The organism is Roseisalinus antarcticus (genome assembly GCF_900172355.1).
Lineage (GTDB): Bacteria > Pseudomonadota > Alphaproteobacteria > Rhodobacterales > Rhodobacteraceae > Oceanicola > Oceanicola antarcticus_A.
In genome coordinates, this window is the sequence record NZ_FWFZ01000008.1 from 91665 (window position 1) to 110345 (window position 18681).

General features: G+C 69.0%; 17 protein-coding genes. 9 read left to right on the plus strand and 8 right to left on the minus strand.

Annotation, left to right across the window (positions count from 1 at the left end):
- Window positions 1-24: 24 nt before the first annotated feature.
- Complete coding sequence (locus tag ROA7023_RS09815; RefSeq protein ID WP_234992124.1) at window positions 25-426, plus strand: hypothetical protein; 402 nt, start codon at window positions 25-27, stop codon at window positions 424-426.
- Here ROA7023_RS09815 and ROA7023_RS09820 read toward each other — a convergent pair.
- The 5 genes from ROA7023_RS09820 to ROA7023_RS09840 form a co-directional block, all read right to left on the minus strand.
- Entirely contained in the window at window positions 423-1094 is a 672-nt protein-coding gene (locus ROA7023_RS09820; protein WP_159458475.1) for a substrate-binding domain-containing protein, read from the minus strand. The genes ROA7023_RS09815 and ROA7023_RS09820 overlap by 4 nt on opposite strands.
- 85 nt (window positions 1095-1179) lie before the next feature.
- The gene (locus ROA7023_RS09825; RefSeq protein ID WP_085878840.1) at window positions 1180-2742 is read right to left on the minus strand and encodes a Ppx/GppA family phosphatase; all 1563 of its coding nucleotides are present in this window, start codon (window positions 2740-2742) and stop codon (window positions 1180-1182) included.
- A gap of 245 nt (window positions 2743-2987) precedes the next feature.
- The gene (locus ROA7023_RS09830; RefSeq protein ID WP_085878841.1) at window positions 2988-5174 is read right to left on the minus strand and encodes an RNA degradosome polyphosphate kinase; all 2187 of its coding nucleotides are present in this window, start codon (window positions 5172-5174) and stop codon (window positions 2988-2990) included.
- A 30-nt stretch (window positions 5175-5204) separates the two neighbouring features.
- Window positions 5205-5876, minus strand: a complete 672-nt coding sequence (locus ROA7023_RS09835; RefSeq protein ID WP_085878842.1) for a P-loop NTPase family protein — start codon at window positions 5874-5876, stop codon at window positions 5205-5207.
- Between the two features lies 1 nt (window position 5877).
- Window positions 5878-7119, minus strand: coding sequence for an AI-2E family transporter (locus tag ROA7023_RS09840; protein WP_085878843.1), 1242 nt, complete (start codon window positions 7117-7119; stop codon window positions 5878-5880).
- 85 nt (window positions 7120-7204) lie between these two features.
- On the opposite strand from ROA7023_RS09840, the gene ROA7023_RS09845 reads away from it, so the two are divergent.
- The 4 genes from ROA7023_RS09845 (at window position 7205) to ROA7023_RS09860 (ending at window position 11421) form a co-directional block, all read left to right on the plus strand.
- On the plus strand, window positions 7205-8062 hold the full coding sequence (locus ROA7023_RS09845) for a helix-turn-helix transcriptional regulator (protein WP_234992126.1): 858 nt from the start codon (window positions 7205-7207) through the stop codon (window positions 8060-8062).
- Between the two features lie 374 nt (window positions 8063-8436).
- On the plus strand, window positions 8437-9792 hold the full coding sequence (gene proS / locus ROA7023_RS09850; RefSeq protein WP_085878844.1) for a proline--tRNA ligase: 1356 nt from the start codon (window positions 8437-8439) through the stop codon (window positions 9790-9792).
- 185 nt (window positions 9793-9977) lie between these two features.
- On the plus strand, window positions 9978-10631 hold the full coding sequence (locus tag ROA7023_RS09855; RefSeq protein ID WP_085878845.1) for a DUF2937 family protein: 654 nt from the start codon (window positions 9978-9980) through the stop codon (window positions 10629-10631).
- A 70-nt stretch (window positions 10632-10701) separates the two neighbouring features.
- A complete protein-coding gene (locus ROA7023_RS09860) occupies window positions 10702-11421 on the plus strand; it encodes a ThuA domain-containing protein (RefSeq protein WP_085878846.1) in 720 nt (239 codons plus the stop codon).
- 76 nt (window positions 11422-11497) lie between these two features.
- On the opposite strand, the gene ROA7023_RS09865 is transcribed toward ROA7023_RS09860, so the two are convergent.
- The gene (locus ROA7023_RS09865) at window positions 11498-12211 is read right to left on the minus strand and encodes a helix-turn-helix transcriptional regulator (protein WP_085878964.1); all 714 of its coding nucleotides are present in this window, start codon (window positions 12209-12211) and stop codon (window positions 11498-11500) included.
- An 87-nt stretch (window positions 12212-12298) separates the two neighbouring features.
- Here ROA7023_RS09865 and ROA7023_RS09870 point away from each other — a divergent pair, with 87 nt between their 5' ends.
- Complete coding sequence (locus ROA7023_RS09870) at window positions 12299-13303, plus strand: alpha/beta fold hydrolase (protein WP_085878847.1); 1005 nt, start codon at window positions 12299-12301, stop codon at window positions 13301-13303.
- A 344-nt stretch (window positions 13304-13647) separates the two neighbouring features.
- Here ROA7023_RS09870 and ROA7023_RS09875 read toward each other — a convergent pair whose 3' ends face one another.
- Window positions 13648-15255, minus strand: coding sequence for an ABC transporter substrate-binding protein (locus ROA7023_RS09875; RefSeq protein WP_085878965.1), 1608 nt, complete (start codon window positions 15253-15255; stop codon window positions 13648-13650).
- Window positions 15256-15456: 201 nt separating this feature from the next.
- On the opposite strand from ROA7023_RS09875, the gene ROA7023_RS09880 reads away from it, so the two are divergent.
- The 3 genes from ROA7023_RS09880 (at window position 15457) to ROA7023_RS09890 (ending at window position 17933) form a co-directional block, all read left to right on the plus strand.
- Complete coding sequence (locus ROA7023_RS09880) at window positions 15457-16782, plus strand: ABC transporter permease (RefSeq protein WP_085878848.1); 1326 nt, start codon at window positions 15457-15459, stop codon at window positions 16780-16782.
- Window positions 16775-17452, plus strand: a complete 678-nt coding sequence (locus ROA7023_RS09885; RefSeq protein ID WP_085878849.1) for an ABC transporter ATP-binding protein — start codon at window positions 16775-16777, stop codon at window positions 17450-17452. The genes ROA7023_RS09880 and ROA7023_RS09885 overlap by 8 nt, the downstream gene beginning before the upstream one ends.
- Window positions 17453-17525: 73 nt before the next feature.
- A complete protein-coding gene (locus ROA7023_RS09890) occupies window positions 17526-17933 on the plus strand; it encodes a c-type cytochrome (RefSeq protein ID WP_085878850.1) in 408 nt (135 codons plus the stop codon).
- 46 nt (window positions 17934-17979) lie between these two features.
- Here the strand turns inward: ROA7023_RS09890 and ROA7023_RS09895 are convergent, their stop codons facing one another.
- Complete coding sequence (locus ROA7023_RS09895; protein ID WP_085878851.1) at window positions 17980-18678, minus strand: DUF1194 domain-containing protein; 699 nt, start codon at window positions 18676-18678, stop codon at window positions 17980-17982.
- Between the last annotated feature and the right edge of the window lie 3 nt (window positions 18679-18681).

Here is an 18681-nt window from a genome sequence, read left to right on the forward strand (position 1 = left end):
TTGGGATCGGGCGAAGGAGTGCCTATGTTCCAAGGTATGAAACCTGCTGTCATACCCCTCGCCCTCATCGCCGCGCTTGCGGTCAATGTTCCCGCGCCCGTCACCGCCCAGGAGGAGGATGACGGCTTCAGCCTGATGGAGGAGGGCGGTCGCCTGATCCTGCGCGGGCTGATGGAGGAGCTCGGCCCCGCGCTGGAGGATCTCGAAGACCTGCCCGACGAAATGCGCACCGCGATCGAGGCGCTGGCCTCCGAGGCCGGGCCGGCGATCATGGAAGTGATGCGGATGATCGACGAGATCCGCTACTATGAGGCGCCGGAAATCCTCGACAACGGCGACATCATCCTGCGGCGCAAGCCCGACGCGCCGCCATATGAGGCCCCCGCGCCGGAGGAGCCCGCGCCCGGAGACTCGGTCGACCTCTAACGCGGCCCGCGCGCCATGCCACCGGCGGCGAGGGCTGCGTCCAGCGCCGGGTCCGCCAGTGCGGCCAGCAGTGCCTCCGCCCCGAGGGCGGGCGCGTCACCGCACAGCACCATGGACAGGTCGATGCTCGCCCCCAGGCTCCGGTCGAACTCCGCCAGGCCCACGACGCCCGGCGCGGCCAGGATCGTGGTGAGCGGGGCGATCGCGATCTCCGCCTCGCCAGCCGCGACGGCGCGCACCGGCTCTCCGGCGCCCATCGGCATCAGCCTGGGGCGGATCGCATTCAGGACCCCCAGCTTCTCGGCCACCCGCAGGAATGTCTGCCCGCTGGTGCCTTCGGCGGTATAGGCGACCGAGGTGGCCTGCCGAAGAATGTCCTCCGGCGCCGCCGCCTCGCGCATCTCGCGGGCGGCGATGGCGAGCGGTATGGTCCAGAAGGCCGTCTCGCTGTCGGCACGGGCGAGGCCGGCGGCCACAAGCTCGGCCACGTGCCAGGGATTGGTGATCGCAAGGTCGAAGGCCTCTCCGGCGGTGATCCTGCGGGCCACGGCCGGGTTGAGGTCGAAGGTCAGGCCTACATCAAGGCCGGTCTCGCGCCCGATCCCCTCCACCAGCTCGGTCAGAAGGACGCGGATCGCCACCGGCGCAATCACCTGGACGTCTGTCACGTTCCGCCCCCGGTCCGGGCGCATCCCGGCGCGACGTCCGGGGTGGCGCGGCCAATCCGCCCCTGCGCGTGGCGGGCCCCGGTCCTCACGACGGGCGCCCGCCCTTGCCGATCTTGACCTGGTAGGTGCCGCCCAGCGCGGTCGACAGCCCCTTGAGCCGCGCCTCCGAGACTTCGCCGAACAGCGGCCGCGCGGCCTCGGCCAGGTGCAGCGACAGCACCTTCTTCTTCGGCTGCCATTCCAGCTTGCCGGGGGGCTCGTCGCCCTGGATCCACAGCATCGCGCCAAAGCGCATGGCCCGGCCGAGCACCTCGGCCTCCTTCTGGTCCTCGGGGGGCAGCATCTGGATCAGCGGCTCATAGACCGTTCCCTCGCGCTTGGAGGTATAGCGGTGCAGCAGGGCGAGCCCGAGATAGATCCGTTCCGCATGCTTCAGCCCGCCGAGGTTGGCCCGCGTCGCGTTGTCGAAGGTCACCTCGGCCCGGTAATCGGGATGCGCCCGCCAGCTGACGTCATGCAGCAGGCAGGCCGCCCGGATGATCCGTTTCTTCTGCCAGTCCGCCCGGGGAAAGAGCGGCAGGATGAAATCGTAGAGCACCCGGCCGAACCCGGGCAGGCGCGCATCCTTGGATTCGGCGAACCGGGCCGATTCGATCAGCGGATCGCGGGCCCGCAGCTCCGGCGACATCTGCTCGTAGAGCATGCCCTCGCGGATGCCGTAGGACGAGATCGTGACGTCCTTCGGCTTGAACCTGCGGATCACCTCGGTCAGCACCACCGAAGCCAGCGGCACAAGGCTCATCCGTGCGTCGGAGATGCGGCATTGGGCCCGCAATTCCTGCAGGTCGGCCTTGCGGATGAACTCTGCGGTCTTGCCGATGTCGCCGGGCTTCATGCGGTATTCGTGCAGGACGTGCAGCGGATAGCCCTTGCGCTCCATGTCGACCCGGGCGATCGCCCGCCACGAGCCGCCGACAAGGAACAGCCGCTGGCCGGCGGGCTCTCCCATCTCTTCGAACAGCGACTGGACGACGCCCTTCACATGGGCCTCGAGCCCCTTGCGCCCGCCCGGCAGGCCCTTGAGCTTCAGCGGCCCCAGCGCCGAGGTCATGCGCCGGCCCACCTCGCCATCGGCCAGCACCGCCAGTTCCATCGAGGACCCGCCGATGTCGCAGACCAGCCCATAGCTTCCGGGCCAGCCCAGCAGCACCCCCTGCGCCGAAAGCCGCGCCTCTTCCGCGCCGTCCACCACCATCAGCTTGACGCCGGTCTCCCGCTCGATCTCTTCGGCGAAAGCCGGGCCGTCGCTGGCGTCGCGCATGGCGGCGGTGGCCACGGTGGTCAGCGGCGAGATGCCCAGCCGGTCGGCCAGCGCGGCAAAGCGGCGGATCGCCGAGATGGCGCGCAGCTTGCCCTCTGGGCTCAGATGGCCGGTCTCGCCAAGGCCCGCGCCAAGACCGGCCATGACCTTCTCGTTATAGAAATAGGCCGGGCTCCGGGCCGCGCCGTCGAAGATGACCAGACGGACGGAGTTCGATCCGACGTCAACAACCCCGACCCGGCTGAGGCCCTCGACTTCGGCCATGTCATACATGGGCGTGCTGTGCTCGCCCCATTCCGTGCCGTCCTGGCTGGTCGCATTGTCCATATGAAAGGGTTGCCCGACGGGATGCCGTTTCGCAAGCCAAACCAGCCCCCGCAGCCGATCTGACGGGGCAAATCATTGACACCAATAGAGAAAGCATCCCTACCGCCGCGGCTGCCGCCATTTGTCCCGCCGCATGGTCACGGAGGGGCGGCGGGGCAACAGGCGCCCGCCCGAGGCGCCGGCCCGCAAGGGCCGGGGCCGAGACCGGAAAGCGTGCCGAAGGCGCTCAATTGGATCAGGGCGGGTCAGTCGTCCTTGTGCGTGAGCTGCGGCACATCCGCGGCCCCGGCCGAGCCGCGACCCGACAGCGACGGGTTCTCCATGAAGAACTTGTGGCAGGAAAAGGCAAATGCGCCTTCGGGCAGCGGGGCGCGGCGGAAATGCCCGTCCGGTCCCATGACCCAGCTTTGCGCGGTGTCGGCCATGTTCGCGGCCATGATCTGCTCGGTGATCTGCGCCTTCACGGTCGGGTTCAGGGCTTCGACCAGGGTCTCCACCCGCCGGTTGAGGTTGCGTCCCATCCAGTCGGCCGACGAGAAGAACACCCGCGCCCCGCGCGACGGCAGCCCGTGGCCGTTGCCGAAACAGACGATCCGGGAATGCTCCAGGAAGCGCCCGATCACCGACTTGACCCGGATCGTCTCGGACAGCCCCTTCACGCCCGGCCGCAGCCCGCAGATGCCGCGCACCACCAGGCTGATCTCCACCCCCGCCTGCGAGGCCGCGTAGAGCGCGTCGATCATGTCGGGCTCGATCAGCGAGTTCAGCTTGGCCCAGATCGCGGCGGGCCGGCCCGCGCTGGCGTGTTCGGTCTCGGCGGCGATACGCTCCAGCAGGAAGGGCTTCATGCCGGCGGGGGACAGGTGCAGGTTTTCCATCCCCGCTGGCTCGGCATAGCCGCCCACGTAGTTGAACACCTTCGTGGCATCCCGCCCCAGCGCCGCGTCGCAGGTGAAAAAGCTCAGGTCGGTATAGAACCGCGCCGTGATCGGGTGGTAGTTTCCGGTGCCGTAATGGGTGTAGGTCACCAGCCGCTCGCCCTCGCGCCGGACCACGGTGCTGACCTTGGCGTGGGTCTTGTAGTTGATGAAACCATAGATGACATGCGCACCGGACCGCTCCAGCCGCCGGGACTGGCGGATGTTGGCGGCCTCGTCGAACCGCGCCTTGAGCTCGACAAGCGCCGTGACCGACTTGCCGTCCTCGGCGGCCTCGCACAGGGCCTCGACGATGGGCGACTGTTTGGACGTGCGGTAAAGCGTCTGTTTGATCGCCACCACGTCGGGGTCCCGCGCCGCCTGCCGCAAGAAGCGGACGACCATGTCGAAGGTCTCGTAGGGGTGGTGCAGCAGCATGTCCTTCTGGCGGATCGCCGCGAACATGTCGCCCTCGTGGTCCTGCACCCGCTCGGGGACGCGCGGGGTGAAGGGCGGCCACAGAAGGTCGGGGCGGCTGTCGATCACCAGTTCCGCCAGCGCCCCGATGCCGACGATCCCGTTGACCTCGATCACCTCTTCCTCGCGGACCGGCAGCTCTTCCATGATCACCGCGCGCAGGCCCGCCGGCGCGTCCTCGCTCAGTTTCAGACGGATCACCTCGCCCCGGCGGCGCCGCTTCAGCGCGACCTCGAATTCGCGCACGAGGTCCTCGGCCTCTTCCTCGACTTCCAGGTCACTGTCGCGCAGCACGCGAAAGGCGCAATGGCCGTGCAGCTGGTGGCCGGGAAAGAGGCTGTCGATGTTGAGCAGCAGCAGGTCCTCGAGCGGCAGGAAGCGGTTGCCGGACTCGGTGGGCAGCGCGACGAAGCGGTCGATCTGGTGCGGCACCGGCAGCAGGGCGCGCAGGAGTTTGCCATCGCGCCGGCGGTGCAGCTCCAGCGCCAGGGCAAAGCCCTCGTTCGGGATGAACGGGAAAGGGTGCGCGGGGTCGATCGCCAGCGGCGTCAGGATCGGAAAGACCTGGTTCAGGAAGGTCTCGCGCAGAAAGGCGCAATCGGTGTCCGACAGGTCGGAACGCGAGACTATGGCGAAATCCGCGGCCTCCAGATCGGTGCGCAGGGCGACCAGCACCTCCTGCTGTCTTGCCATCAATTCTCGGGCGTCTGCATCGATCAGCCGCAGCTGTTCGGCGGGCGACAGCCCGTCGGCGGCGGGCGTGGTGTTGCCCGACAGCGCCAGCTCGCGCAGGCCCGCCACGCGGACCGTGTAGAACTCGTCCAGGTTGGTGGCCGAGATCGACAGGAAGCGTAGCCGCTCCAGCAGCGGCACCGCCGGGTTCTCGGCCTCTTCGAGGACGCGCCAGTTGAAGCCGAGCCAGCTCAGCTCGCGGTTCACGAAACGCGCCGGACCGTCCAGGTCGACATCCAGGGAGGTCGGCGCGGGGAAGGGCGCTGCGAGAAAATCGGCCAGGGACTTCGGGGGCGTTCTGGGCAAGGCGGCTGCTTTCACTGATCTCGCTCCGGGTTAGCTGTCGTCGGTGTCGAAGTCCAGAATCTCGCCCGCAAAGCGCGCGGTGATCCGGCGTTTGGCGCCAAGCGCCTCCAGATCGAGCCGGGCGATGATCGCGGCGGCGGCGGCAAACGACCGGTCCATCCGCTTGATCAGCCAGGGGACCAGGCGCGGGTCGGGCGACAGCTGCCGGTCCTGCATCAGCTTCATCAGCACCGCCGAGAGCAGCCGGTCGTCCGGGTCGCCGATGGTGACGACCGTGGCGGCCTGCAGGCGGCTGGCGAGATCGGGCAGGGTCAGCGGCCAGCGCGAGGGCGGCCGCGCGGCCGTCAGCAGCAACCGGCCCCCTTCGGCGCGCAGCCGGTTGTGCAGGTGAAAGAGGTATTCCTCGGCCTGGGGCGGCAGCCGGTCGGCATCCTCGACCACCACGTTGCTTGCATCGGGCAGGGGGGCCGCGCCCGAGATCCGCGGCGCGTCCAGGATCACCGCCCCCGCATTGTCGGCGAAAAGCCGGGCGAGGTGCGTCTTGCCAGACCCTGTCGGGCCGGTGACGACGAGCTTGCCGTCGGGCCAGCCCTTGGGGGCTGTGACCATGGCATAGGCCGCGGCGTTCGCCTCCGAGACGAAATAGGCCTCGGCCCCGAAGGTCACCCGGGGTGGCCAGTCGAAGGCGAGCTGATCGCTCATGTCAGGTGTCGCCGCTGCCTGCGGCGCCGCTAGTGCTTTCGCTGCCTGCGGCGCCGCTTGTGCTTTCGCCGCCCGCGGCGCCCCTGCGGCCCGCGGGGTCGGGCACCGCGCCCTGGCCGTCGCCGCCGGTCCGGCCCGGGCGGATCGCGACGGCGCCCGGGCCCGTCCCGTCGTCGTCACCTGAGGATGGGCGCTCTAGCCCGCGATAAAGCAGTCCGTGCTTGTACTGGGCGATGAAGAACCGCGCGACGACCCCCAGTGCAGCCGAGACCGGCACCGCCAGCAACAACCCGATGAATCCGAAGAGCGTGCCGAAGACCGACAGCGCCAGGATCAGCCAGACCGGGTGTAGGCCCACGCTGTCGCCGACGAGCTTGGGGGTCAGGATGTTGCCCTCCAGGAACTGTCCGCCGAAGAAGATCGCGGCCACAGCGACCACCATCCACCAATCGCCCCAGAACTGGAACAGCGCCAGCCCGACCGCCAGGCTGCCGCCCACGATCGCCCCGACATAGGGAATGAAAGAGATCAGCCCCGACAGCGCCCCGACGAACAGGCCGAACTGCAGCCCGACCGCCATCAGGCCGATGGCGTAGAATGTCCCCTGGATGGCCATCACCAGACCCTGGCCCCGGATGAACGAGGACAGCGTCGCGTCGATGTCGCTGGCGATCAGGCGGATCGTGGGGGCGTGGTCGCGGGGCAGCAGGTCGTCGACCTTTGCGACCATCCGGTCCCAGTCGAGCAGGAGGTAGAAGGTCACCACCGGCACGATGAACAGCAAAAACAGGATGTTGATGACGCCGAGCGCCGAGGACAGAGCCGAATTCAGCAGCTTGCCGCCCGAGGATTGCAGCGCCTCGCCGATGGTCTGAAGCTGGGTCCGGATGGTCGAGCCTTCGGTCATCACGTCGGGAAAGCGCGTGGCGAGCCAGTCCCGCAGCTGCCCGAAGAGCTCTGGCACGGTGTTCACGAATTGCGCGGCCTGCTGGATCATCAGTGGCACCACGAGCAGCGCCATCAGCACGAAGAGCATCAGCGCGACGAGCCCGATCGCCGCGACCGAGAGCGTCCGGCTCAGCCCCAGGCGTTCGAGGCGGTCGGCCACGGGGTCGAGGATATAGGCAAAGGCGCCGCCGAGCACGAAGGGGGTCAGCACGTCGCCGAGGTACCACATCGCCAGCAGGAAGACCGCCATCGCGATCCCCCAGTGGATAGCCTGTTCTCGGACCGGTAGCGCCATGATCCCTCCTTCGGTTGCCTCTATTTCGTGTGTGCGCGAAGATTGCGCAAGGCAAAGGCGCGAAAGAGCGGGCAAGCGGGGCAAAATGATCGAGCGCGACGGGGCGGCCGGGATGCCGGACCGCATGACATTGCACCGGATCTGCGAGATCGCCGAGGCCGCGACCGTCGAGGACGTGTGGCAGCGGATCGTGACGGCGCTGCGGCCGCACGGCTTCGTCAGGGTGAACTACGGCTTCACCCGCTTTCACACCGGGCGCGGAATCGGCGACCCCGACGACGCCTTCTTCCTGTCGACCCACAACCTGGCCGGGGTGAAATGGTGGCACGAGAGCGGGCACTACCTGCGCTCCGTCGAGTACCGCTGGGTCAATCAGAACGTGGGGGCCTGCGACTGGGGCTGGGCCGCGCGGGAACGCGCCGCGGGCCGGCTGAGCGCCGCGGAATGCGCCGCAATGGACGCGCTTGACGCGCGGGGCACCGCGCGGGCGCGGGCGGGCTACACCATCTCGTTTCCGGAAGGCATGCCGCGATCGAAGGGCGCCATGGGCCTGGCCGCCGAACGCGGCGTGCCCCAGGCCGAGGTCGATGCCCACTGGGCCGACCACGGCGTCGCGGTCCTGGCGCTGTGCCAGATGGCGCATTTCAAGCTCAGCCAGATGCCGCTGGCGGTGAAATCGCTGACGCTCGGTCCGCGGCAACGCGAGGTGCTCGAATGGGTGGCCGACGGCAAGACCCTGCAGGATGTCTGCCTGCTGACCGGCCTGTCGCGCTCGGCGGTCGAAAAGCACCTGCGCCGCGCCCGCGACGACCTTGGGGTCGAGACGACGGCCCAGGCGGTGGCCAAGATGGCCTTCCTCAACCAGCTCTTCGTGACCGGCGGGAGTCGGGCAGGGCAGGCGCGGCCCGGCCGCGACCGGAGCCCGGACGCGCCTGTGAGGTAAGGAATCCCTCATTTGAGCCGTGGCGCACACCGCGGCATGATCGTCCCGCAACCCGGCGATTTCCATCCGGGGAGGTGCGGCGAAAACCCGGGGTTCCGGTGCGCGGCACGCTCTCCCGATGTCGGGTCTGACCGCCTCGGCGCACCTTTTCCTGGCGCTTGGGGCGGTCGTGACGGCACCGGCGAGATCCCCCAAGATCCTGCTGGTGCCGGAACCGGGGCAGCACTCGCATCCCGCCCCGGCCGCCGACACGCCGCCCCGCGGGGCGCCGGGGCAGCGGCCGCGCCGCGCCGGCCCGGACGCTCTGCGCTTGAATGGCCGGCGACGGCACACTACACCGCGCTGACGCACAGGTTATCCGAAGGTCCCGACACATGCGCCTCAGCCGCTACTTTCTTCCCGTCCTGAAGGAGACGCCCGCAGAGGCGCAGATCGTCAGCCACCGGCTGATGCTGCGCGCCGGCATGATCAAGCAGGCCAGCGCGGGCATCTATTCCTGGTTGCCGCTGGGCTACCGCGTCCTGAAGCGGATCGAACAGGTGGTCCACGAAGAGCAGCAGCGCGCCGGTCACATCCCGGTGCTGATGCCCACGCTGCAATCCGCCGACCTGTGGCAGGAATCGGGGCGCTACGATGCCTACGGCGACGAGCTGCTGCGGATCCGTGACCGGCATGACCGCGACATGCTTTACGGGCCGACCAACGAAGAGATGATCACCGACATCTTCCGGTCCTACGTCAGCTCTTACAAGGCGCTGCCGCTGACGCTCTACCACATCCAGTGGAAGTTCCGCGACGAGGTCCGGCCCCGGTTCGGTGTCATGCGCGGGCGCGAGTTCCTGATGAAGGACGGCTACAATTTCGACCTGACGAAAGAGGACGCGCTGCACGCCTACAATCGCCACCTGGTCACCTACCTGCGCACCTACGAGCGGCTGGGCCTGCAGGCGATCCCCATGCGCGCCGACAGCGGCCCGATCGGCGGCGACGACACGCACGAATTCCTCGTGCTGGCCGAGACCGGCGAGTCGGAGGTCTTCTACGATGCCGAGATCACCGACCTGAAGTTCGGCGACCGTGCCATCGACTACGACAGCGTGGATCAGTGCCGCGCGGTGCTGGAGGAGTTCACCTCGCGCTATGCCCGGACCGACGAGACCCACGACCCGGCGCTTTTCGACAAGGTCCCGGCCGAGCGGCAGCGCGTCGCGCGCGGCATCGAGGTCGGGCAGATCTTCTACTTCGGCACCAAGTATTCCGAGGCCATGGGCGCGACGGTCCAGGGCCCCGACGGCAAGCCGGTGCCGGTCCACATGGGCTCGCACGGGATCGGCGTGTCGCGGCTGGTGGGTGCGATCATCGAGGCCTCGCACGACGACAAGGGCATCATCTGGCCCGAGGGCGTCACTCCGTTCGCCTGCGGCATCGTGAACCTTCGCCAGGGCGACGACGCGGCAGACGCCGCCTGCGAACAGCTCTATGGGGCGTTGGCGGCCATCGGGCTCGAGGCGCTTTATGACGACCGCGACGAGCGGGCGGGCGCCAAATTCGCCACCATGGACCTGATCGGACTGCCCTGGCGGATCACGGTCGGCCCGCGCGGGCTCAAGAACGGCGTGGTGGAGTTGACGTCCCGCCGGACCGGCGAGAGCGAGGAACTTGCCCCCGAGGCCGCGATCCGGAAGCTCGCCGACATCTACGCCCCCCATCTGGGCGCCGCGCGGGCCTGAGCGGCCGAGCCGGGCGGGGGCGGGGCGGCCGTGGTGCGGGGGCCGGAAGGCCCCCCGCTCTGCCGTGCTTTCCTGACCCTCGGGCAAGGGGGCTTTGCCGACGGCCCCGTTGCTGGTAGTCTTGCGCCAAAGGTGCCGGAAAACGGTGCGCGGCAGAGGCCCGAGCAGGCCTGAGTGAGGCAGAGATGATCATCCGGATGCTTGCCATGGCCGGCGGGCTCGCGGGGGCGGCGGGGCTGTCGCAATACCCCGAATTCGCACAGCAATACACCCAGAGGCTGGCCGGTCAGGTGACCGCGCTGGAAACCGTCGTGGCCGATTTCGACGCCACCGCCGGCCGCTCGGGGCTCAGCCGGGACGCGGCGCTCGCGCAGATGACGGGCACGCCCTTCCTCGATGACCGCCGCACCGACATGACCCGGACAATCGGGCGCTATGAAAGCCTCGGCCGCAGCCAGCGGATGCTGGAGACCGCGACCCCTCTTGAACGGCTGTTGCTGCCGCACCGGATGAGCGACCCCGAGACCTTCGCCGGCACCTGGTCCGATTTCATCCCCGCGCTGCCCCTGTCGGTGCCGGGGGCGGTGGCGGCCTCGGCGGGCTATCTGGGCGGCTGGCTGGCCGTCGGCGGTCTGCTGTGGCTGATCGCCTGGCCCTTCCGCCGCCTTTTCGGCCGCCGGGAGGACGACGCGCCGGAGGAGGACGAGCACGCCGAGGTCACGCTCCGCCCCCTGCGCTCGGCGCGGCCCGTGTCGCGCGACCTGCCGCCCGAACCGCCGCTGCACCGCGCCCCGCGCGACGAGCCGCCCCTGCGCCGGCGTCTGGGCCCGGCGGAATAGGCGCACGGCAAGGCTGGCACAGCGCCGCCTGCGCCACTAGGCTTGGGCGCAAACAGCGAGGGAGAGCGGGATGGCAAAGGCACTTATCACCTGGGGCGGCTGGGACGGGCACGAGCCCGACAAGGTCGCCGCGATCTGCGCGGATATCCTGACAGAGGCCGGGATGACGGTGAGCGTCCACGACACGCTTTCCTGTTTCGACGACGCGGCAGAGGTCGCGACCCATGACCTGATCGTGCCGGTCTGGACGATGTCGACCATCGAGCCCCACCAGGCCGAGGCGGTCAGCGAGGCGGTGGCCCGCGGCACCGGGCTTGCCGGCTGCCACGGCGGCATGTGCGACGCCTTTCGCGCCAATGTGCTGTGGCAATTCATGACCGGCGCCAACTGGGTGGCGCATCCGGGCGGCGACGGCGTTGTCCATACCATCACGATCACCGATCCCGATCATCCCATCACCGAGGGCATCGCCGATTTCGAGGTCGCGACCGAGCAATACTACCTTCAGACCGATCCCGCGAACCGGGTGCTGGCCACGACCCGATTTCCGGTCACGACCTGGTATCACAGCCCGAACGGCCCGGTGGACGTGCCGCAGGTCTGGACAAGGCGCTGGGGCCTCGGGCGGGTCTTCTACTCCGCGCTGGGCCACAAGGCCGCGATCATCGCCTCGGGGCCGGCCCATGACCTGCTGCGCAACGGGCTGCTCTGGGCCGCGCAGGGCCGCGCCGCGGCCCGGGACACCGGGGAAGCCTACGAGGATTATGCGAGCGCCGGCAAACACTTCTGACCGGCGCTGCGCGGACGGGGCCGAGAGACCGGGCTGCGCGAGACCCGGACGACCGGCGCCGGGGCCATAGGACTCCTTAGGCGTAGCGGACGGGGCGCACGCCTTCGGCGAAGGGCACGTGGCGCCGGCTGAACGTCGGTCCCTCCACGCAGGCGGGCGCGCCGATCCGGTCCATGCGGAAATGCCGGAAATCCCCGCGCGAGGGATCCCAGGCGACCAGATACCACAGCGGCGGCAGGATCAGCATCGCCTGCGGCTCCACTTGGCGCACGGTCTCGGCGCCCGTCCTGTCACGGTAGCCAAAGCACAGCGGCCGGCGGTCCAGGAACGCGGTCTCGAAGGCCGGCAGCAGGGCGGGGTCGAGGGCGCCCATGTCCGACAGGTCGACCCCGGGCGCCAGCGGCCCGATCCAGAGGCAATCCAGGATCCGGCGAAGGTCGCGCAGCTTGTCCGTCGGCAGGGCCTTCTCGATCTTTGCCAGCCCCGAATCGGCCAGCCCCGCGAACGGCAAGGTTCCGGCGGCCCGCATGCTCGCCACGCTGATCAGCAGGGCAAAGACCTCGGGCACAGACAATCGCGGCGTCGTCTGGACGGACGTCGGGTCGAGGGACAGCCCGCCGCCCCGCCCGGGTTCCGAGTGGATGACAAAGCCCTGGTCCCGCAGGGCGGCGATGTCGCGCAGAACCGTGCGACGCGAGGCGCCGACATCCTGCGCCAGGGCGTCGATGGTCGCGCTTGCGTTGCGGCGCAGGCTGCGCACGATGGCGTCCTGTCGAAGGCGAAGGGTCATGTCGGCAGCCTGGCAAAGAAAGGTGCCACATTCTGGCACCATTGCATCCTAGTCAGGTGGCACGGTCATCAGCAAGGAGTTTGGACCATGCCAACACCCCCCGATCTTCCCGCCCCCACCCGCGTGCCGGTCAACGGCGCGGTTCTCGAGGTCTTCGAACTTGGCCGGGAGAATGCCGGAAATCCCATCGTGCTGTGCCACGGCTGGCCAGAGCTCGCCTATTCGTGGCGCCACCAGATGCCGGCCCTGGCCGCCGCCGGGTTCCACGTGATCGCGCCGAACCAGCGCGGCTTCGGCAAGTCCTCCCGTCCGGCGGCCGTCACCGACTATGACATCACCTGCCTGACGGGCGATCTAGCGGCCCTGCTGGATCACTTCGGCTATGCCGAGGCCACATTCATGGGCCATGACTGGGGCGCGAATGCCGTCTGGAGCATGGCGCTGCTGCATCCGGGCAGGGTCACGCGGATCGTCAACCTGGCCTTGCCCTACCAGCTGCGCACGGAGGTTCCCTGGACCGCCTTCCTCGAGGCAGTCCTCGGCCCCGACAATTACATGGTGCACTTCAATCGCCAGCCCGGCGTGGCCGATGCGATCCTGGATGCAAACGCCGCGCGGTTCCTGCGCAATCTCTTCCGGAAGACCGGCCCGCCGGGCCCGCCCGCGCCGGGCATGGTGATGATCGACCTCGCCCTTGCAGAGAGTCCGATGGGGGCGCCGGTGATGAGCGACGAGGACCTGGCCGTTTTTACCGCCGCATTCGAGGCGACCGGGTTCACGGGCGGGATCAACTGGTACCGGAACCTCGACCGCAACTGGCGGATCCTGGCGGAGGTCGATCCAGTGATCCGCAAACCCGCGCTGATGATCCACGGGACGCAGGACCCGATCCCGATCCCCGACACGCTGGGCACCTTTGTGCCCGGTGTGGAGGTCCTCGGCCTCGAATGCGGCCACTGGATCCAGCAGGAATTGCCGGAGCAGACAACCGCCGCGATCCTGGCCTGGCTATCGGAACGGGGGGCCGCCCCACAGCCCGCCGGATCGACGGGCCGCCGAGCGCTGTCGGGACCGGTGGGCGAGAAGGCTTGAACGAGCCTGGCGGTCGATCCTGTCGCCCAGCGGACCAGGGGGGGGGCTGCGCCGGCCGGCACAGGTCGGCCACGGAAATGGGGCGGCCACGGAAATAGGGCGGCCACGGAAATGCGGTCCGCCCCGACCGCAGAACGGGATACGACGGCCGCACCAAAGGCTGTTTTAAACCGCATCTCCTGGAGGCCGGCGGCTGGCGACACGGCCCCGAGGACGTCACCGGTTGGCGCGATACCGATGCCCCGAACGAAAAGGGGAGGGCCCGAAGGCTCTCCCCACCGCCGGCCCCGCGAGGGGCCGGCACGGATCGCGGGCCGAAAGGCCCGGGAAACCCGGTCAGGCCATCAGGCCTCCAGACCCAGCTTGTGCACGTGGATCTCGTTGGTCGGGTGGCTTTCCGCACCGACGATGCCGGGCCGCGAGTGGCGGAAGAGCGAGCGCCAGTAGGGCTGGATGACCAGGCCGTCGTCGCGGATAAACTGCTCCAGCCGGGCCATGATCTCGCGCCGGGCGTCGGCGTCGGCGATGGCCGAGGCCTCGTCCAGCATCGTGTCGAACTCGTCGGAGGCAAGTCCGGTCTCGTTCCAGGCCACGCCGCTCTTGTAGGCCAGCGCCAGCACCTGCACGCCCAGCGGCCGGTGACCCCAGTCGGTCGACGAGAACGCGAAGTTGTTCCAGTCGTTCCAGAATGTGGAGCCGGGATAGACCGTCCGCTTCACCTTCATGCCCGCGTCGCGCAGCTGGGCGGCCAGCGCGTCGGAGGTATTGCGCCGCCAGTCGTCGTCGATCGATATCAGCTCGTGCTCGTAATCGGCCATCCCGGCCTCTTCCATCAGCGCCATCGCGCCCTCGGGATCGAAGACCGGCGGGCCGATGTCGGCATATTCGGGATGGATCGGGCAGACGTGGTGGTTCTCGGCCAGCGAGCCGCGCCCGGCATAGCCAAGCTCCAGCAGCACCGAGTTGTCACTGGCCATGGCCAGCGCCCGGCGGACGCGCACGTCGTCGTAGGGCCGCATCCCGTCCACCTCGGTCAGGCGGTTGGTCCGCAGAACCAGCGTGTTGGCCGAGACCGACTCGCTCTGGTTCCAGCCGATCGCCTGGAAGATGTCGACATATTCGCCCACGGTCTCGTAGGTCATGTCGATCTCGCCGGCCTCTGCCGCCGCCAGGTGCTGGGCGCCGTCGGTGCCGTAGTCGATGAACTCGATCCGGTCGAGATAGGCGCCTTCGCCCCACCATTCGTGGTCGGTGTTCTTCTCCAGCACCGCGCGCACGCCGATCTCGTAGTCGGTCAGGCGGTAGGGGCCGGTGCCGACACGGTCGTCGGCGGGGCTGCCCGAGAAGCCCTCTGGCACGATCGCCGCGGGGTATTCCGTCACCGCCGGGATGATCGAGATGTCGGGCCGCGTCAGATTCAGCTTGAGCGTCAGGTCGTCGACGATCTCGATCGCGCCCTCGGCCGGGCCGTCGCCGGCCTCGTTCTGGATCGAGCTCACGCGCGAGGCCATGGAGTTGCCCTCCATCGTGCCATCGGCCCAGCGGGCGAAGTTGTAGGCCACGTCAGCGGCTGTCAGGGTGCCGCGTCCGTCGTTCCAGTTCACCCCCGGGCGGATGTGCAGCAGGTATTCGGTCGCGTCCTCGTTGACCTCCCAGCTTTCCAGCAGGCGGCCCTCGAAGGTGCCGTCGGCGTTGTACTGGACCAGGTATTCCAGCCAGCCGCGCGAGATATTGCCAAGCTGCGGCCAGTTGTAGGTCGGCGGATCCTTAAGCGGGCGCACGTCCTGCTGGATGCGGATGGTCCCGCCCGGCTGGATATGGGCCGCCGCCTGCGCCGGCGTCGGCATGCCGATGAGGCCATAGGCCATCGTCGCGGTCACACCAAGCGAGGTCGCCCGCACGAGGAATTCGCGCCGGTCCAGTTGTCCCTTGGCCACCTCTTCGACGTGCATGTGCACGGCGGGGTGAATCTTGTCCCTGTTGAAATATTCAGTCACGGTCGTCTCCGGCTGTTTGTCTGCGGGCGACCCCAGAGCAGGGCTCCCTCAACCCACACCTTAGGGCAGCGATCCGGGCAGTCCAACCTTTTCGCGACCCGCTTGACCTCACATCCGAGAGGGGTGAGGTAGTCGGCAGTCTATCAAGGATATGCCATGGCCCAGGCCCCCCGCCCCTTTGCCGCCTTCGAGTGGACAATCGCCTGGCGCTACATCCGCGCCCGCCGCGCCGAGGGTGGCGTGTCGGTGATGACCTGGATCAGCCTGGTCGGGGTCACTTTGGCGGTGTTCGCCCTGGTGGCGACCCTGGCCGTGCGCTCGGGGTTCCGCGCGGATTTCGTCGACACGATCGTGGGCGCCAACGCGCACCTGACCGTGCGCCAGCAGCGCCAGGAGGTGGTCACCGTCACCCAGGGCGACCAGTCGGTCGACGTCTCGCGCTTCGTGCGGACCATCGAGGGCTACGACGCGATCTCGGCCGCGCTGATGGCACAGGAGGGGGTCACCCGGGCGAACCCGGTGGTCTACGGCGAGGGCCTGGCCAGTCGCGGCGAAGAGGGGACCTTCGTGCAGGTCTATGGCCTGGCCCCGACCGAATTCGCCGACATCCCCCTGATCCGCGACCCGCAGGACAGCCTTGGTGAGCTGTCCGATTTCGGTGCGACGGAGGATGGCGTGGCGCTGGGCTCCGGCGTGGCCAACGCGCTGGGGGTGACGGTGGGCGACCGGATCAGCCTGACCACCGCGGGCGGTGCGCAGACCGCCGTGGGCCGCTCGCCACGGCGGGCGAGCTTCGACGTGGTCTACATCTTCCAGACCGGCCGCTACATCACCGACAGCACCCGGATCTACATGCCGCTGGACAAGGCGCAGGATTTCTTCAACCGCGCCGGCGTCGTCGACCAGATCCAGGTCTTCGTGGCGGATCCCGACGCGGTGGAGGACTGGATCGAGCCGGTCTACCGCAGCCTGCCGCCGGGCTCGCTGCTCTATTCCTGGAAGGACAACGAGGGCGCCTATCTGCGGGCTCTGACGGTCGAGGACAACGTGATGTTCGTGATCCTGTCGATCCTGGTGCTGATCGCCTCGATGAACATCATCTCGGGGCTGATCATGCTGGTCAAGAACAAGGGCCGCGACATCGGCATCCTGCGCACCATGGGGTTGAGCCAGGGGTCTGTGCTGCGGGTGTTCTTCATCTGCGGGGCCGGCATCGGCACGGTGGGCACGCTGCTGGGGGTGCTGCTGGGGTGCCTCTTCGCGATCTACGTGGACCAGATCTTCAGCCTGGTGAACTACGTCTCGGGCGGCGGCGTGTGGGACCCGTCGATCCGCGGGATCTACGCGCTGCCGGCCAAGCTGGAATGGGACGATGTGCTGTCGGCGGTGTCGCTGTCGCTGTTCCTGTCCTGGGTCGTCACGATCTTTCCCGCCCGCCGCGCCGCGCGGATGAACCCGGTGGAGGCGCTGCGCTATGAGTGACGAGCTGCGGCTGGAGGGGGTCACCAAAGGCTACAACCACGCCAAGCCCAACGAGGTGACCGTGCTTCAGGGCGTCGACCTGCGGGTCGGCGCGGGCGAGGTGGTGGCCCTCGTGGCGCCCTCGGGCGCGGGCAAATCCACGCTTCTGCATATCGCGGGCCTGCTCGATACGCCCGACGCGGGCCGCGTCTGGCTGGGCGAGACCGACATGACCGCCTTGTCGGACAAGCGTCGCACGGCGGCGCGCAGGCGCGAGGTCGGGTTCATCTACCAGTTCCACCACCTGCTGCCGGAATTCACGGCCGAGGAAAACATCGTGCTGCCGCAGTTGGCGAACGGCGTGTCCCGGGCCGCTGCCCGCGACCGCGCCCGGGAGTTGCTGGACACCGTGGGCGTGGCGCCCCGCGCCAGCCACCGGCCCGCGGCCCTGTCGGGCGGAGAGCAGCAGCGCGTCGCCTATTGCCGGGCGTTGGCCAACCGGCCGCGCCTGCTGCTGGCGGACGAGCCCACCGGCAACCTGGATCCCGGCAGCGCGGACCGGGTCTTTGCCGCGCTGATGGATCTGGTGCGGGGCACCGGCCTTGCCGCGCTGATCGCGACCCACAACCTGGAGCTTGCCGGGCGCATGGACCGGATCGTGCGGCTGGAGGCCGGGCGCGTCGTCGCGTGATGCGCGCGGGCATGACCTCGATCAAGGCGGCGCGGGCCGCGACCCGCCAAGCTGGCCAAAACCGGAGGAGAGCATGAAACCACTGATCGCATTGACCGGACTGGCGCTGGCGCTGGGCGCCTGCACCGAAACCGGGATCAACACGGATATCGACGGCGCATTGGCGTTCCAGCAGGATTGCGCCGCCTGCCACGGCGCGGACGGAACGGGCGAGGGCAGCTTTGGCCGCCAGCTGGTCGTGACCCCGCCCGACCTGACCCGGCTCGCGGCGCGCAACGACGGTGTCTTTCCGCGGGATTACGTGATGACCGTCATCGACGGGTTCACCCGGGCCGAGCATTTCAGCGCGGCGATGCCCAGCTTCGGCGACGGCGACATGGGACCGATGGTGATGACCGAGGGCCCCGAAGGACAGGGCACGCCGGTGCCGTTGCGGTTGCTGGAACTGGCCGACTACCTCGAAAGCATCCAGCGGGACTGAGCCGCGCCCGGCCACCCCTCGGGGGGGCGCCGTGCCAAAGGAGCGCTCACTCCGCCCGGGCGAGCCGCGTCTCCGTCTCGGGTGTCAGGCCCGAGATTTCCAGGATCAGCTTGCGCCGCACGGCTTCGGCGAATGTCGCGCGGGTCTCGGCGGGCACGGCAAAGCTGTTGGGCCCGCCGATGATCTGCGCCTCGTAGGCCTCCAGAAGGTAAGGGCGTTCGTTCAGGATCGGCAGGCCGTTGATGGTCACCCCGGCGGTCAGCACGGTCTCACGCGCCTGGGCGATGGGCGGGCCGTGGTAATTGTTGATGCTGTCGCCCGAGAAGTCGATGACCCGCCGCCAGCCGGTGAAATCGTTGCCCTCCATCGCGGCGAGCCCCGCCAGAAGCGCGGACCCGATGGCGTTGCGCCCCGAGGCCTGGCGTGGCGGGATCAGCAGCGCCTCGGCAAAGCCCGCCGCGTCCTCCGGCGTGGCGATCAGGGTCCAGTCGACGACGACGGCCTGGTTCTGCGCCCATTCGATGTAGGTCACGGCGATCGAGCCATAGGCGGTGTCGGCGATGGCCGCGAGCACCGCGGGGTCGGTCATCGCCTCGGCATAGCCCTGCCGCTGGAACGCGATCTCGCCCGCGTCGATGGACCCCGAGGCGTCGGCCAGCAACACCAGCTCCAGGTCGGTATCCTGCGCCGGTGCCGCGGCGGGCAGGACGAGGAGGAAGGCGAGGGAGGAAATCAGGCTGCGCATGAC

Excerpts from the sequence above, each read along its gene's own strand:
- ROA7023_RS09815 (WP_234992124.1), top strand. The coding sequence starts at position 25 with ATGTTCCAAGGTATGAAACCTGCTGTCATACCCCTCGCCCTCATCGCC.
- ROA7023_RS09825 (WP_085878840.1), bottom strand. The coding sequence starts at position 2,742 with ATGGACAATGCGACCAGCCAGGACGGCACGGAATGGGGCGAGCACAGC.
- ROA7023_RS09835 (WP_085878842.1), bottom strand. The coding sequence starts at position 5,876 with ATGAGCGATCAGCTCGCCTTCGACTGGCCACCCCGGGTGACCTTCGGG.
- ROA7023_RS09840 (WP_085878843.1), bottom strand. The coding sequence starts at position 7,119 with ATGGCGCTACCGGTCCGAGAACAGGCTATCCACTGGGGGATCGCGATG.
- ROA7023_RS09845 (WP_234992126.1), top strand. The coding sequence starts at position 7,205 with ATGATCGAGCGCGACGGGGCGGCCGGGATGCCGGACCGCATGACATTG.
- proS (WP_085878844.1), top strand. The coding sequence starts at position 8,437 with ATGCGCCTCAGCCGCTACTTTCTTCCCGTCCTGAAGGAGACGCCCGCA.
- ROA7023_RS09855 (WP_085878845.1), top strand. The coding sequence starts at position 9,978 with ATGATCATCCGGATGCTTGCCATGGCCGGCGGGCTCGCGGGGGCGGCG.
- ROA7023_RS09860 (WP_085878846.1), top strand. The coding sequence starts at position 10,702 with ATGGCAAAGGCACTTATCACCTGGGGCGGCTGGGACGGGCACGAGCCC.
- ROA7023_RS09865 (WP_085878964.1), bottom strand. The coding sequence starts at position 12,211 with ATGACCCTTCGCCTTCGACAGGACGCCATCGTGCGCAGCCTGCGCCGC.
- ROA7023_RS09870 (WP_085878847.1), top strand. The coding sequence starts at position 12,299 with ATGCCAACACCCCCCGATCTTCCCGCCCCCACCCGCGTGCCGGTCAAC.
- ROA7023_RS09875 (WP_085878965.1), bottom strand. The coding sequence starts at position 15,255 with ATGCACGTCGAAGAGGTGGCCAAGGGACAACTGGACCGGCGCGAATTC.
- ROA7023_RS09880 (WP_085878848.1), top strand. The coding sequence starts at position 15,457 with ATGGCCCAGGCCCCCCGCCCCTTTGCCGCCTTCGAGTGGACAATCGCC.
- ROA7023_RS09885 (WP_085878849.1), top strand. The coding sequence starts at position 16,775 with ATGAGTGACGAGCTGCGGCTGGAGGGGGTCACCAAAGGCTACAACCAC.
- ROA7023_RS09890 (WP_085878850.1), top strand. The coding sequence starts at position 17,526 with ATGAAACCACTGATCGCATTGACCGGACTGGCGCTGGCGCTGGGCGCC.
- ROA7023_RS09895 (WP_085878851.1), bottom strand. The coding sequence starts at position 18,678 with ATGCGCAGCCTGATTTCCTCCCTCGCCTTCCTCCTCGTCCTGCCCGCC.